This is a genomic window from Rathayibacter sp. AY1D5 (genome assembly GCF_002932515.1).
Lineage (GTDB): Bacteria > Actinomycetota > Actinomycetes > Actinomycetales > Microbacteriaceae > Rathayibacter.
Window position 1 is genome coordinate 1 of sequence record NZ_PSVU01000046.1, and the last position, 12,657, is coordinate 12,657.

Below are 12,657 nucleotides of genomic sequence, written 5' to 3' on the forward strand. Positions count from 1 at the left end.
CCGCGGGCAGGTGCGGGAGGGCCGCGCGGATGATCCGGAACGGAGCGAAGACGTTGACCGCGAAGGTCGCCTCGAACTGCTCATCGGTGATGTCGAGCAGGTCCTCCTTCCAGATCTGCTTCCCGGCCACGTTGACCACCGCGTCGAGCCCGCCGAGGCCCTCGACCGCCTCCGCCACGAGCCGCGTGCAGTACTCGGCACTCGTGAGATCGCCGGGGATCGGCACGGCGGTGCGCCCCTCCGCGCGGCTCGCCTGGGATGGAGGGGAGCGGCCCGATCCGGGTGCCGCGGACGGAGGAGCCATGCCCGACCAGTACACGTTCACGAACCCCGCCACCCAGTACCCGGACGTGACTCCGCCGGTCCAGCAGCAGCCCGAGCCCGGGCTGCAGTCGCGGATGACCCCGGTGCCCGACCTCGGCGAGGAGAGCTACCGCGGCACCGGCAGGCTCGCGGGCCGCCGCGCGCTCATCACGGGAGCCGACTCCGGGATCGGCGCAGCCGTGGCCATCGCCTTCGCCCGCGAGGGGGCCGACATCGCCCTCGCCTACCTCCCGAGTGAGGAGGAGGACGCGCAGCACGTGATCGGGCTGATCCGCGCGGAGGGGCGCACCGCCGTGCCGATCCCCGGCGATCTCACGAGTGCCGAGTACTGCACGCGGCTCGTGGCGGAGGCGGTCGAGGGCCTCGGCGGGCTCGACGCGGTGGTCAACGTGGCCGGGAAGCAGATCTGGAAGGAGGACCTGCTCGACATCACCGATGAGCAGTTCGAGGCGACCTTCGCGGTCAACGTCTTCGCTCCGTTCCGGATCATCCGCGCGGCCCTCCCGCACCTGCCCGCGGGCGCCACCATCATCAACACGGCGTCGGCGGAGGCGCACAAGCCCGCCCCCGACCGCCTCGACTACGCGATGACGAAGGGCGCGATCAACAACCTCTCGAAGGGCCTCGCGCAGCAGCTCGCCGCGAAGGGCATCCGCGTGAACGTCGTGGCGCCCGGCCCGACGTGGACCGCCCTGCAGGTGAGCGGCGGCGTCGACCCCGAGAGCCTGCCCGACTTCGGCTCCAGCGAGTCGCCGATGGGCCGTGCCGCGCAGCCCGCCGAGCAGGCCCCGGCCTACGTGTTCCTGGCGTCCGCCGAGTCGAGCTTCGTCGCCGGCGAGACCCTCAACGTGAACGGCGGCATGGTCTCGCCCTGACGCGCCGCGGCGCCGCCGCTCGCTGCTCGACAACCGAGACGCCTCCGTCCTGCTCGAGACACGGGCTCGCGTCAACCCTCTCCCGAGCGGCGGGGGCGCGAGGTGCCATGGAGGGACCACCACGAAGGAGCACCATGAGCACCACGACCGTCCTCCCCATCGAGACCTACTCCGACGAGCAGGGCTGGCACAACCGCATCGCCCACGCCCGGGTCCCGCTGAGCCACCACGAGTCGCGCCAGGAGGCGGAGGAGGTCGGCGAGGAGATCGCCGAGCAGCGCGGCGGGGAGCACGTCGTCCTCGGCTGACGGCCGGCGCGGGGCGCGGCCTGCGGTGCCCGGCCGGGGACGCGCCCGGCTCGCAGGCGCCCGCTCCGCAGACGCCCGCTCCGCAGACGCCCGCTCCGCAGACGCCCGCTCCGCAGACGCCCCGTCCCGCGGGTGTAGCGCCCTCGACCCCGCCCGGTCAACCTTCTCGACCTCCCGGCCCCCTCCTCTCTAGCGTGGCCCGTCGTGCTCGCTCCCGAGCGCGCGACGAGAGGACGACATGGCCACCACGAGCGACGCCCCCGCGACCGGAGAGGCCGGCGGCACCTCCCTGCGCCGCCGCATCACCGGCCCGCTGCTCTACTTCTTCATCCTCGGCGACGTCCTCGGCGCGGGCATCTACGCCCTCATGGGCACGCTCTCGGCGGAGGTCGGCGGCGCCGTCTGGATGCCCCTCCTGCTCGCGCTCGGCCTCGCGCTGCTGACCGCCGGCTCCTATGCCGAGCTGGTGACCAAGTACCCGAAGGCGGGAGGCGCGGCGGTGTTCGCGCAGCGGGCGTTCAAGCGCCCGATCGTCTCGTTCCTGGTCGGCTTCGCCATGCTCGCGGCCGGAGTGACCAGCGCGGCCGGCCTGTCGCTCGCGTTCGCCGGCGACTACCTCGGCACCTTCCTCGACGTGCCGACCGTGCCGACGGCCATCGTCTTCCTGATCCTCGTCGCGTGCCTCAACGCGCGGGGAGTCGCGGAGTCGCTGCTCAGCAACACGGTGATGACCGTGATCGAGGTCGGCGGCCTGCTGATCGTGATCGGATGCGTCGCGCTGCTGGTGGCGGGCGGAGGCGGCGACCTCGCCCGCACGGTCGAGCTCAGCTCCGAGCAGGCGCCGGCGCTGGCGGTGCTCGGCGCGGCGATCATCGCGTACTACTCCTTCGTCGGCTTCGAGACCTCGGCCAACATCGCCGAGGAGATCCGCGACCCCAGCCGCGTCTACCCGCGCGCGCTGTTCGGCTCGCTGCTGACGGCCGGCGCGGTGTACGTCCTGGTCGGCCTCGCGAGCTCGATCGCGCTGCCCGCCGACGAGCTGTCCGGATCCTCCGCCCCGCTGCTCGACGTCGTGACGGCGAGCGGAGCCGGGGTGCCGGCGTGGCTGTTCAGCCTGATCGCGCTCGTCGCGGTCGCCAACGGAGCGCTGCTGACCATGATCATGGCGAGCCGCGTCACCTACGGCATGGCGAAGGACGGCCTCCTCCCGGACGTGCTCGGCCGGGTGCTGCCGAAGCGCCGCACGCCGTGGGTGGCCATCGCGGTGACCACGCTGGCGGCATGCCTCCTGACCCTGGTCGGCGATCTGGCGACCCTCGCCGAGACCGTGGTGCTGCTCCTCCTGCTGGTGTTCATCAGCACGAACGTCTCGGTGCTCGTGCTGCGGCGCGACAAGGTCGAGCACGACCACTTCCGCGTGTGGACGGCGATCCCCGTGCTCGGCATCGCCTCGTGCGTGCTGCTCCTCAGCCAGCAGGACCCGATCGTCTGGCTCTACGCCGGGATCCTCCTCGTGGTCGGAGTCCTCGTGCACCTGGCGACCCGCCGCTCGTCCCGCCGCACCGCCTGATCCGGCGGGGGATGGGCCGGCTGCACCATCCGACCGTCCTCCCTCGGCCGAGCCCCGTTCGCCCCGCGACCGGTCAAGCCCCTGGGCGGACGGCCGTCCGGGGCGTGGGATGGAGGGAACGGAAGGAGCACGAATGACAGACACACCCTCCCGCGAGGAGCTGCCGCTCCCCGACTGGAACGACATCCCGCTCGGCACGCTCGCGGAGCGCATCCGCCCGCTCGACGAGACCGGCCTCGGCGCGCTGCTCGCCTACGAGGAGGCGCACGGGCACCGCCTGCCGGTGACGACGATCCTGCACTCGCGCCTCGAGCAGCTGCGCGGGGGAGCGGAGCCGGCAGGCAGCGCGCCGGAGTCGCTGCCCGAGGTGTCCCGCTCGTCGTCCGGATCGCCGGTCTCGCCGGCGACGTCCGGTCCGCCGATCAATCCGCCCTCGCACGGAGTGCCGACGAACCCGGCTCAGCCGCGCTGACGGCGGCGGGCGGAGTCGCGGTCGCGGCGGCTCCGCCCCCGCCGCGCGCTGCCCAGGGCCTGCCCAGCGCGCACGGGCAGACTGTCCGGAGCCGATGACGGCGACCGGACGAGGGAGCAGTACCCGGAACGCGACAAGACTGACTCGTAGGAGCTGTCATGTCCTGGATCGTCCTCATCCTCTCCGGTGTCCTCGAGGCCGTGTGGGCCACCGCCCTCGGCAAGTCGGAGGGGTTCACCCGGCTCGGCCCGTCGGTCGTCTTCGGAGTCGGCGTCGTCGCGAGCATGGCCGGCCTCGCCTACGCGATGCGCGAGCTGCCCACCGGCACCGCGTACGCGGTCTGGGTCGGGATCGGCGCTTCGCTGACCGTCCTCTACGGCATGTTCTTCGGCGGCGAGGGCTTCTCGCTCGTGCGCACGCTGCTGGTCCTCGGGATCGTCGGCTGCGTCGTCGGCCTGAAGCTCGTGCACTGACCTAGCGGCCGTCCTCTCCTCCGCGACAGGCCGCTCCCGTACGCGACACGCCGACGGAGGCGCGCCGGACTGGCATCTCGCCGAGGGTCCGAGGCCGGTGGTTGCAGGACGCCGCGCGTTCCACCTAGGCTCGGCTCATCAGGGGAGAACGATCGTTCTACTGTTCTCCCCGCCCCCCAAGGAGGACTCATGCCCACTCGTACCGCACGCACCGCCTGGAACGGCTCGCTCGAGACCGGCGAGGGCCAGGTCGAGCTCTCGAGCTCGAAGATCGGCACCTACGACGTCTCGTTCCCCAAGCGCGCCGCCGACGACGCCAACGGCTCGACCAGCCCCGAGGAGCTCCTCGCGGCCGCCCACTCCGCCTGCTACGCGATGCAGTTCTCGGCCGTCCTCGGCCAGGCCGGCGGCACCGTCGAGGCGCTCGACGTCCGCGCCGACGTCTCGCTCGGCCCGGACTCGGCCGGCGGATTCAAGCTCACCGGCATCAAGCTCATCGTGAGCGGCGAGGTCTCCGGCATCGACGAGGCCGCCTTCCTCAAGGCCGCCGACGAGGCCAAGGAGACCTGTCCCGTCAGCAAGGCGCTCACCGGAGTCGACATCACGCTCGACGCCACCTTCGAGGGCTGAGCCCCTCCGCACGTCCCGAGCACCCCGTCGCGCATCGCGGCGGGGTGCTCGTGCGTCCGGCGCGGCCGCGGAGCGGCCTATGGAGACCCCCGCCCCCACCGGCCGCCCGGCGCCCCCTGTCGTCAGACCGCCGCCGGCGCGTAGCGGAAGCCGGCGCCGAGGTGCTCCTCCGGCAGCCGGTCGCCGCGGCCGTGCAGCTTCTGGCGGAGGCTGCCCTCGACGTACTCCTCCGGGTACGCGCCGCGGCTGCGCAGCTCCGGCACGATGAACTCCACCACGTCCTCGAAGGTGCCGGGCGTGATCGCGTAGGCGAGGTTGAACCCGTCCACGTCGGTCTCCTCGACCCACTCCTGCAGATGGTCGGCGACCTCTGCGGGCGAGCCGACGACGAACGGGCCGAGCCCGCCGATCACGCTGAGCTTGGCGATGTCGCGGACCTTCCACTCCGAGCCGTCCTCGTTCGCCTCCTGGAAGTTGGCGACGGCCGACTGGATCGCGTTGCTCTTCACGTTGCCGATCGGCTCGTCGAGGTCGTACTGCGACAGGTCGATGCCCATCCAGCCCGACATGAAGACCAGCGCCCCCTCCTCGCTCCCGTAGGAGAGGTAGTCGCGGTGCTTCTCGTGCGCGGCCTCGCTGGTCTCGGCGGTGATGATCGTCAGCAGCGTGTAGATCTTCGCGGAGTAGCGGTCGCGGCCGGCCGCCTCGAGGGCGTCGCGGATGCGCGAGACGGTCGCCTTCAGGCCGGCCTTCGTCGAGGAGGCGACGAAGATCGCCTCCGCGTTGCCCGCCGCGAAGCGGATGCCGCGCGGCGACGCTCCCGCCTGGTAGATGACGGGGGTCCGCTGCACCGACGGCTCCGAGAGGTGGATGCCGGGGACGGTGAAGTTCTTGCCGCGGTGCCCGATCTCGTGCACCTTCGCCGGGTCGGTGAAGACGCCCGACTCGCGGTCGCGGACGACGGCGTCGTCCTCCCACGACCCCTCCCACAGCTTGTAGAGCACCTCGAGGTACTCGTCGGCGACGTCGTAGCGGTCGTCGTGCTCGAGCTGGTCCTCGTGGCCCATGTTGCGGGCGGCGCTGGGGAGGTAGCCGGTGACGACGTTCCAGCCGACGCGGCCCTTCGTCAGGTGGTCGAGCGTCGACATGCGCCGCGCGAACGGGTACGGGTGCTCGTAGGCGGTGCCCGCGGTGATGCCGAACCCGAGGTGCTCGGTCGCGGCGGCCATCGCCGAGACGAGGAGGATCGGGTCGTTGACGGGGACCTGCGCGCCGTGGCGGATCGCCGCCTCGTTCGAGCCGCCGTAGACGTCGTAGGTGCCGAGCACGTCGGCGATGAAGATGCCGTCGAACGTGCCGCGCTCGAGCAGCTTCGCCAGGTCGGTCCAGTACGAGAGGTCCTTGTAGCGCCAGGACTGGTCCTGGGGGTGGCGCCACATGCCCGAGGACTGATGGGCGACGCAGTTCATGTCGAAGGCGTTGAAGCGGATCTGGCGGGTCATGGAATCGATAGTGCCCAGCGGAGCCGCGAACGGGTACCGAGCGCGACGCACGGCGTCACAAAGCGACGCCCGTCGAGGCGCCCGGCAGGTCTGGGTGGTCGGCGACGTCCTCGACGAGCTGGCCGACCTCGAGGACCGCATCGGCAGCGCGATGATCGAGAGTCGGAACGGGTGATGCGCCGGGGCGCACCGCCCCCGTCCGCAGACCGGGCGGCTCCTCCTCCTACGCCAGCTCGCGCCCCAGGAAGCGCACGTGCTCGCCGATCTGGAACGCCTCGCCGCCCTCGTGGCCGTTGAAGGGGTAGACCCGGATCTCGCGGGGTCCGGCATAGCGGTTGTAGGAGGCGTAGACGGTGGACGGCGGGCAGATGTCGTCGCGGAGCGCCACCGAGAACAGCGCGGGGGACTGCGCGTAGGGGGCGAAGGAGGTGCCGTCGAAGTACGAGAGGGTGTCGAACACGCGCGCCTCGGCGCCGCGGTGGGTGTGCAGGTACTGCACGATCTCGCCGTACGGCATCGTGTCGACAAGCCGCACGGCGTGCGGGATGTGGGAGAGGAACGGCACGTCGACGATCGCCGCGCGCGCCGACTCCGACTCGCCGAGCAGGCCCAGGATCCCGGTGACGGCGAGAGCGATCCCGCCTCCCTGGCTGCCGCCCGAGACGGCCACGCGGGAGGCGTCGACCGCGGGGTGCGCGCGCAGCACGTCGAGCGCGCGGACGGCGTCGGTGAAGACGCGGCGGTAGAAGTGCTCCGCGGGCGACTCGATGCCCTGCGTCATGAAGCCGGAGACGTGCGGCCCGCTGCCCACCGGGTCGGGGGTCGCTCCGGAGCGGTGCCCGGACCCCTGGCCGCGGGTGTCCATGACCAGGTGCGCGTAGCCGGCGGCCGACATCGCGGTCCACTCCGCGAGCTGCCCGCGGCCGCCTCCGTAGCCGATGAAGGTCACGAGCCCGGGGAGGGGGCCCTCGACGCCGCGGGGGAGGATCAGCCACGCGCGGATCGGGTGGCCGCCGAAGCCGGAGTAGGTGACGTCGAAGGTGTCGAGCAGTCCGAAGCCGGCGTCGACCCGCTCGAGGCGCGGCTCGGTCGCGACGGCCCTCGCCTCGGCGATCGTGTCGCGCCAGAACTCGGCGAACCCGGCGGGCTCGGCGATCTCGGGGGCGTACTGCTCGAGGAGGTCGAGCGGGAGGTCGTACTGCGGCATCACGGACTCCTTCTCGGGCAGCGGCGCCCGAGGACCGAGGCTACTGGAGGCACGGGCCCACCTGGGTGCGGCGTGGGAGAACGCCGCAGAGCGGAATGCCGGGGCACCCTCCGCGTTCTCCTCAGCATGACGACGTACGGAATCATCGGAGCAGGCAACATCGGCAGCCGGGTCGCACGGGCGGTCATCGCCCTCGGGGACGAGGTGGTCATCGCGAACTCGCGCGGCCCCGAGACCCTCGCCGACCTCATCGCGGAGCTCGGCCCGAAGGCCCGCGCCGCCACGGCACAGGAGGCGGCCGAGGCCGCCGAGATCGCCGTGGTGACGGTGCCGCTGAAGAACCTCGAGGAGGTGCCGGTCGCCCCGCTCGCCGGCAAGATCGTCCTCGACACGAACAACTACTACTTCGAGCGCGACGGCCGCATCGAGGCGCTCGACAAGGGCGAGACCACGACCAGCGAGATGCTCCAGCAGCACCTCCCGGAGTCGAAGGTCGTCAAGGCGTTCAACCACATCATGGCCGCCGACATCACCACCGACGGCACTCCGGCCGGCACGCCCGACCGCCGCGCTCTCGCGACGTCGAGCGACTACCCCGAGGCGATCCACTTCGTGACCGACCTCTACGACCGGATCGGCTTCGACACCGTCGCGATCACGCCGCTGAGCGAGTCGTGGCGCGTCGAGCGCGACCGCCCCGCCTACGTGGTGCGGCAGAACCGCGAGGAGCTCGAGGCCAACCTCGCGAAGGCCCCCCGCACGGTCTGATCCAGTCTCTCGGAGGGGAGCGGTGCTGCGGCGCCGCTCCCCTTCTGCATGTCCGGACGGCCTCCGGAGGCGCGCCCGGGACGGCCCCCTCGGCGCTCGCCGCCGCCGGGCCTGCGATAGTCGAGAGGACCAGCCACGCACCAGAGAGCCCCGATCGGGCTCCGAGAGGAGAGGCCTGCCATGCCCTCGACACCCCGTTCCGTTCCGTCCCGCTCCGGGCTCTCGCGCCGCAGCGTCGTGATCGGCGGTCTCGCGGTGCTCCCGCTGCTCAGCGCCTGCACGCCCGACTCCTCCGCTCCGGACGACGCCCAGCAGGAGGCGCCCCGCACCCGCACCGCGGCTCCGAGCGGGCCGGTGGCGCTCGCCCCGGACGCGCTCGCCGCGAGCGCGGCCCTGTTCGCCGCGGCTCCGCTGGTCGTCCTGGTCGAGGACGTCGCCGAGTCGCGCCTGCGCGCCGCCCAGGTGAGCATCGCCTGGGGCGTGCCGCTGCTGGTCGGCTCGGCGGGATCCGGAGCGACGGCCGCCCCGACCGCGGACGCCGCGGCCGCGGGATCCACGGCTTCCGAGACGCCGTCCGATCCGGGGGGCCCGTCCGACTCCGCGACCGGATCCGCCACACCGTCCTCCACCGCTCCGACCTCCGACGCCCTCGCCGCCGAGTTCGCCCGCCTCGGCGTGACCCGCGTGCTCGCGATCGGCGACGTCACCGCTCCCGAGGGCGTCGACGTCGTCGCCTCCGCCTCCGACGCGGCCGCCCTCAGCAGCGCGTCCGGCGTGACCGTGACCGACCTGGCGCTCGCCGACCTCGCCGCCGCCGCGCCGTCCACCGCCTCCGACGCTCCGTTCGGCGCCCTCCCGGCCCGGGCCGACGCCCTGACCGGCCTGCACGCCCTCGCCCGCGCGCAGGACGCCGACGTCGCCGCGCTGGCGACCGCCCGCGCGGCCGGCGTGCCCGTCACCGTGGTCGACGGCGACGACCTGCTCGCCTCGGGCCTAGCCGTGACCGCGATCGCCGAGGCCGACGCCTCCTGCACGCTGCTGCTCGGCCCCGTGCTCGCCGCCCAGCCCGAGCCCGAGTGGGCCGTGCGCGCGGCCGCGAGCGGCTGGCAGCTGCCGGGCGGCGGCCAGCGGATGTTCGGCGGGCACCTCTTCGTCGCGATCTACGGCACTCCGGGCGCTCCCGTCCTCGGCGTGCTGGGGGAGCAGGGCCTCGAGCCCACGATCGCGCGGGCGGAGGCGGTGGCCGAGCCGTACCGGGCGCTCACCGACAAGCAGGTCGTGCCGAGCCTCGAGATCATCACCACGGTCGCGGCGGGCGACCCCGGCAAGGACGGCGACTACTCCAACGAGCTCGACGCCGCCGACATCCGCCCCTACATCGACGCGGCGCACGCGGCGGGGATGTACGTGGTGCTCGACCTGCAGTCGGGGCTGACCGACTTCCTCACCCAGGCCAAGCAGTACGCGGACCTGCTGACGCTGCCCAACGTCGGCCTCGCGCTCGACCCGGAGTGGCGCCTGCTGCCCGGCCAGAAGCCGCTGCAGCAGATCGGGCGCGTCTCGGCCGCCGAGGTCGACAGCGTGTCGGAGTGGCTGGCCGACCTGGTGCAGAGCGAGGGGCTGCCGCCGAAGATGTTCGTGCTGCACCAGTTCCGGCTGTCGATGCTGCAGGACCGCGACAGCATCCGCCGCGACCGGCCCGAGCTGGAGTTCCTCATCCACGTCGACGGCCAGGGCTCGCAGCCCGACAAGCAGGCGACCTGGGACGCGCTGCACGAGGGCGCCCCCGAGGGCATCGGCTGGGGCTGGAAGAACTTCTACGACGAGGACGCGCCCATGCTCACCCCCGCCGAGACCATGGCCGAGGTCCGCCCCCTCCCCGACCTCGTCACCTACCAGTAGGCGGAGCCCGAGGGCGGGCGTCAGCGGCGCAGGAGCTCGCCGGAGACGACGCCCGCCTCGACCTCCTCGAGGGCGCGGCCGCGGGTCTCGGGCACGCGCTTCCAGATGAAGACGAGCGCGAGCAGGCCGACGGCGCCGAACAGGAAGAACGTTCCGGTGATGCCGACCCCGGAGACGAGGGTGGGGAAGAACAGGCCGAGCACCGCGTTCGTGATCCAGTGGCAGAAGATCGCGATGCCGACGCCGACGCCGCGGATCCGCAGCGGGAAGATCTCGGACAGCATCACCCAGGTGACGATGTTGAGGAACGTCTGCATGCTCCCCACGAACGCGACGACCAGCACCAGGATCACGTACGGCCGCGCCGGGTTCCCGACGGGGAGCGCGACGGAGGCGATGCCGATCAGGAAGTGCATCGCGGTGGTCAGGGAGTAGCCGAGCAGGAGGGTCGTGCGGCGGTTCATCGTCTGCATGAGCCGCAGCCCGATCAGGCCGCCGATCACGGCGATCGCCCCGGGCGCGATGTTGGCGACGAGCGCGCCGTCGTGGTCGAAGCCCGCCTCCTTCAGCACCGACTGGCCGTAGTACATGATCGAGTTGATGCCGGTGAGCTGCTGGGCGACTCCGATCCCGATGCCGACCAGCAGGATGCGCACCGCCCAGCGCTCGCGCAGCGCCTGCAGCAGGGGGATCCTCGGGCCGTCCTTCGCGCCGATCGAGCGGGCGATGGTCTCCGCCTCCGCATGGGCCCGGTCGGGCGTCCGGATGGTGGTGAGCACGTCGAGCGCCTCGTCGCGGCGGCCGTGCGCGATCAGCCAGCGCGGCGACTCCGGGACCCGGGTCATGCCGAGCAGGAGCGCGGCGGCGGGGAGCGCGGCGACGGCGAGCATGATCCGCCAGACGCCGGGCAGCTCGCCCCAGACGGTGCCGATGACGGCGTTGGCCACGAAGGCGGCGAGCTGGCCGATCACGATCATCAGCTCGTTGCGGCCGGCGAGCGAGCCGCGGATCTCGGAGGGGGAGATCTCGGAGAGGTAGATCGGCACGACCACCGAGGCGCCGCCGACGGCCAGTCCGAGGACCGCCCGCCCGAGGACCATCACGCCGAAGCCCGGCGCCACCACGCAGACGAGGGCGCCGACGAGGAAGAGCACGGCGAGCAGGCGGATCGTGGTCCGCCTCCCGAGGGCGTCGGCGAGGCGTCCGCCCGAGATCGCGCCGATCGCGGCGGCGAAGAGGAGCGAGCTGGTGACGACCCCCTCTGTCAGCGCGGTGAGGCCCAGCTCGGCCGACATCGGCTCCAGGGCGCCGTTGATGACGCCGGTGTCGTAGCCGAAGAGGAGGCCGCCGAGGGTCGCGATGAGCGCGATGAGGCCGAGACGCCGAGTCGGCGCCTCCAGGGAGGTGGTGGTCATCCGCTCACTCTGACGCATGGCCGCGCGGTGAGCGAACCCTGGACCGTCGGGGGAACCCGGTGTAGCGGGTCCCCTCGACGGCCCGGGGCCCCTCGGCGGCAGGGAGGGGGGAGGGAGCGTGCGGAGGGGGTGCTCAGGAGGAGACGCGCGCGCCCTCGCGCAGGCCCTCCTCCTTGGCCTGCTGCACCAGGGCGGCGATGCGGCGGCGCGAGCGCGAGCGCCCGGCGAGCAGCGCCGCGAGGATGAGGGCGACCCCGAGGATCACGAGCAGCTGCGGGACCGGCACGGCGGCGACCGTGATCGACTCCGTCACGGGAGCGGTGGCGACCGGCTCCTGATCGGCGGCGGCGACGGTCGGTGCGATGGTCAGGTCGGCGCCGACCCCGAAGAGGGGCCAGATGCCGTCGAGCTGCACCGAGACGCTGCGCCGGTCGCCGGGCAGCAGCTCCTGCTGGGGCGCGTCGGCCGCGACGACGGGGGCGGTGGCGCCCTGGGCGCTCGCCGTGCCGTCGAGCAGCAGGCGCACGTTGCCAGTGTTCACCACGTCGGCGACGAGCGAGAGGGAGCCGGGCTGGAACGGGTTCCAGGAGAGGCGGTAGTCGCTGGCCAGGTCCTCGACGGAGAAGGAGGGGGTCACCTCGCCGGTCACGCGGGTCATCACGCGGAAGCCGATGCGGCTCTCCACTCCGACGTTCGCGCCTCCCGCCTCGGTGCCCTGCGAGAGCACGGAGGCGGCGATGCCGGCGGCGTGGTCGCCGGGGGTGGCGTTGTCGGGGACCGTCACGGTGAACGGCACCACGCCGCTGCTGCCCGGATCGACGGTCACGGTCTCGGGGGCGGAGATCCACAGCCCGGCGTCGACCGACTCCTGGTCCGAGTTGAGCATGTTGAAGCGGCCGGTGTCGGTGAAGTAGCCGTCGGCGCTGGTGATGCTGAAGGTCACGGGCTGGTCGCTGAGGTTCCGCACGACCGCCTCGTCCGAGGCGCTCGCGCCGGGGGCGAGCTCGAGCTCGACCCACGCGCGCTTGTCGGGGACGCCGTCGGTGGAGGGGCTGACCGCCCAGGTGATCGCTCCGTCGGCCGCGACGGCCGCCGGAGCGACTCCCGCGCCGAGGAGGGCGACGATCAGCGCGAGCAGCGCGGGGAGGAGCGGGCGGCGGGGAGCGGCGGAGCGGCGCGGAGCAGTCATCAGAACCTCATGGTCGCACGGG

14 protein-coding genes and 1 riboswitch are annotated in these 12,657 nt (G+C 72.9%); of the genes, 9 read left to right on the forward strand and 5 right to left on the reverse strand.

The features are described 5' to 3' along the window. Positions 1–226 (reverse strand): SDR family NAD(P)-dependent oxidoreductase (locus tag C5C82_RS13250; RefSeq protein ID WP_258066120.1); only part of this gene is annotated, 226 nt, incomplete at its 3' end. Between the two features lie 76 nt (positions 227–302). Here C5C82_RS13250 and C5C82_RS13255 point away from each other — a divergent pair. From C5C82_RS13255 to C5C82_RS13275, 6 genes are all read left to right on the forward strand, one after another. Beyond that, positions 303–1,199: an SDR family oxidoreductase gene (locus C5C82_RS13255; RefSeq protein ID WP_104320015.1), complete on the forward strand. Its 897-nt coding sequence runs from the start codon at positions 303–305 to the stop codon at positions 1,197–1,199. 134 nt (positions 1,200–1,333) lie between these two features. Next, complete coding sequence (locus C5C82_RS17345; RefSeq protein ID WP_159940661.1) at positions 1,334–1,507, forward strand: DUF2188 domain-containing protein; 174 nt, start codon at positions 1,334–1,336, stop codon at positions 1,505–1,507. A 238-nt stretch (positions 1,508–1,745) separates the two neighbouring features. Continuing rightward, positions 1,746–3,077, forward strand: coding sequence for an APC family permease (locus C5C82_RS13260; RefSeq protein ID WP_104355208.1), 1,332 nt, complete (start codon positions 1,746–1,748; stop codon positions 3,075–3,077). A gap of 133 nt (positions 3,078–3,210) precedes the next feature. Further along, positions 3,211–3,549, forward strand: coding sequence for a hypothetical protein (locus C5C82_RS13265; RefSeq protein WP_104355209.1), 339 nt, complete (start codon positions 3,211–3,213; stop codon positions 3,547–3,549). An 85-nt stretch (positions 3,550–3,634) separates the two neighbouring features. Continuing rightward, positions 3,635–3,698, forward strand: a riboswitch (guanidine-III (ykkC-III) riboswitch). A 9-nt stretch (positions 3,699–3,707) separates the two neighbouring features. Next, positions 3,708–4,022, forward strand: coding sequence for a multidrug efflux SMR transporter (locus C5C82_RS13270; protein ID WP_104222377.1), 315 nt, complete (start codon positions 3,708–3,710; stop codon positions 4,020–4,022). Positions 4,023–4,211: 189 nt separating this feature from the next. Further along, on the forward strand, positions 4,212–4,652 hold the full coding sequence (locus C5C82_RS13275; protein ID WP_104222378.1) for an OsmC family peroxiredoxin: 441 nt from the start codon (positions 4,212–4,214) through the stop codon (positions 4,650–4,652). Between the two features lie 122 nt (positions 4,653–4,774). Here the strand turns inward: C5C82_RS13275 and C5C82_RS13280 are convergent, their stop codons facing one another. Next, positions 4,775–6,154 (reverse strand): LLM class flavin-dependent oxidoreductase, encoded by a 1,380-nt coding sequence (locus C5C82_RS13280; protein ID WP_104222379.1) that lies wholly within the window; start codon positions 6,152–6,154, stop codon positions 4,775–4,777. Between C5C82_RS13280 and C5C82_RS17645 the strand changes: the two genes are divergently transcribed. Then, positions 6,153–6,329, forward strand: a complete 177-nt coding sequence (locus tag C5C82_RS17645; protein WP_181127752.1) for a hypothetical protein — start codon at positions 6,153–6,155, stop codon at positions 6,327–6,329. The two genes, C5C82_RS13280 and C5C82_RS17645, sit on opposite strands and share 2 nt — an antisense overlap. A gap of 48 nt (positions 6,330–6,377) precedes the next feature. On the opposite strand, the gene C5C82_RS13285 is transcribed toward C5C82_RS17645, so the two are convergent. Then, complete coding sequence (locus tag C5C82_RS13285; protein WP_104222380.1) at positions 6,378–7,361, reverse strand: acetylxylan esterase; 984 nt, start codon at positions 7,359–7,361, stop codon at positions 6,378–6,380. 126 nt (positions 7,362–7,487) lie between these two features. On the opposite strand from C5C82_RS13285, the gene C5C82_RS13290 reads away from it, so the two are divergent. Further along, entirely contained in the window at positions 7,488–8,129 is a 642-nt protein-coding gene (locus C5C82_RS13290) for an NADPH-dependent F420 reductase (protein WP_104355210.1), read from the forward strand. 180 nt (positions 8,130–8,309) lie between these two features. Then, the gene (locus C5C82_RS13295; protein WP_104355211.1) at positions 8,310–10,031 is read left to right on the forward strand and encodes a hypothetical protein; all 1,722 of its coding nucleotides are present in this window, start codon (positions 8,310–8,312) and stop codon (positions 10,029–10,031) included. Positions 10,032–10,051: 20 nt separating this feature from the next. On the opposite strand, the gene C5C82_RS13300 is transcribed toward C5C82_RS13295, so the two are convergent. Further along, on the reverse strand, positions 10,052–11,446 hold the full coding sequence (locus C5C82_RS13300; RefSeq protein ID WP_258060020.1) for a sugar porter family MFS transporter: 1,395 nt from the start codon (positions 11,444–11,446) through the stop codon (positions 10,052–10,054). A 133-nt stretch (positions 11,447–11,579) separates the two neighbouring features. Continuing rightward, positions 11,580–12,635, reverse strand: coding sequence for a WxL protein peptidoglycan domain-containing protein (locus C5C82_RS13305; RefSeq protein WP_104222384.1), 1,056 nt, complete (start codon positions 12,633–12,635; stop codon positions 11,580–11,582). Positions 12,636–12,657: the final 22 nt, after the last annotated feature.

Excerpts from the sequence above, each read along its gene's own strand:
- C5C82_RS13255 (WP_104320015.1), top strand. The coding sequence starts at position 303 with ATGCCCGACCAGTACACGTTCACGAACCCCGCCACCCAGTACCCGGAC.
- C5C82_RS17345 (WP_159940661.1), top strand. The coding sequence starts at position 1,334 with ATGAGCACCACGACCGTCCTCCCCATCGAGACCTACTCCGACGAGCAG.
- C5C82_RS13260 (WP_104355208.1), top strand. The coding sequence starts at position 1,746 with ATGGCCACCACGAGCGACGCCCCCGCGACCGGAGAGGCCGGCGGCACC.
- C5C82_RS13265 (WP_104355209.1), top strand. The coding sequence starts at position 3,211 with ATGACAGACACACCCTCCCGCGAGGAGCTGCCGCTCCCCGACTGGAAC.
- C5C82_RS13270 (WP_104222377.1), top strand. The coding sequence starts at position 3,708 with ATGTCCTGGATCGTCCTCATCCTCTCCGGTGTCCTCGAGGCCGTGTGG.
- C5C82_RS13275 (WP_104222378.1), top strand. The coding sequence starts at position 4,212 with ATGCCCACTCGTACCGCACGCACCGCCTGGAACGGCTCGCTCGAGACC.
- C5C82_RS17645 (WP_181127752.1), top strand. The coding sequence starts at position 6,153 with ATGGAATCGATAGTGCCCAGCGGAGCCGCGAACGGGTACCGAGCGCGA.
- C5C82_RS13280 (WP_104222379.1), bottom strand. The coding sequence starts at position 6,154 with ATGACCCGCCAGATCCGCTTCAACGCCTTCGACATGAACTGCGTCGCC.
- C5C82_RS13285 (WP_104222380.1), bottom strand. The coding sequence starts at position 7,361 with ATGCCGCAGTACGACCTCCCGCTCGACCTCCTCGAGCAGTACGCCCCC.
- C5C82_RS13290 (WP_104355210.1), top strand. The coding sequence starts at position 7,488 with ATGACGACGTACGGAATCATCGGAGCAGGCAACATCGGCAGCCGGGTC.
- C5C82_RS13295 (WP_104355211.1), top strand. The coding sequence starts at position 8,310 with ATGCCCTCGACACCCCGTTCCGTTCCGTCCCGCTCCGGGCTCTCGCGC.
- C5C82_RS13300 (WP_258060020.1), bottom strand. The coding sequence starts at position 11,446 with ATGACCACCACCTCCCTGGAGGCGCCGACTCGGCGTCTCGGCCTCATC.
- C5C82_RS13305 (WP_104222384.1), bottom strand. The coding sequence starts at position 12,635 with ATGACTGCTCCGCGCCGCTCCGCCGCTCCCCGCCGCCCGCTCCTCCCC.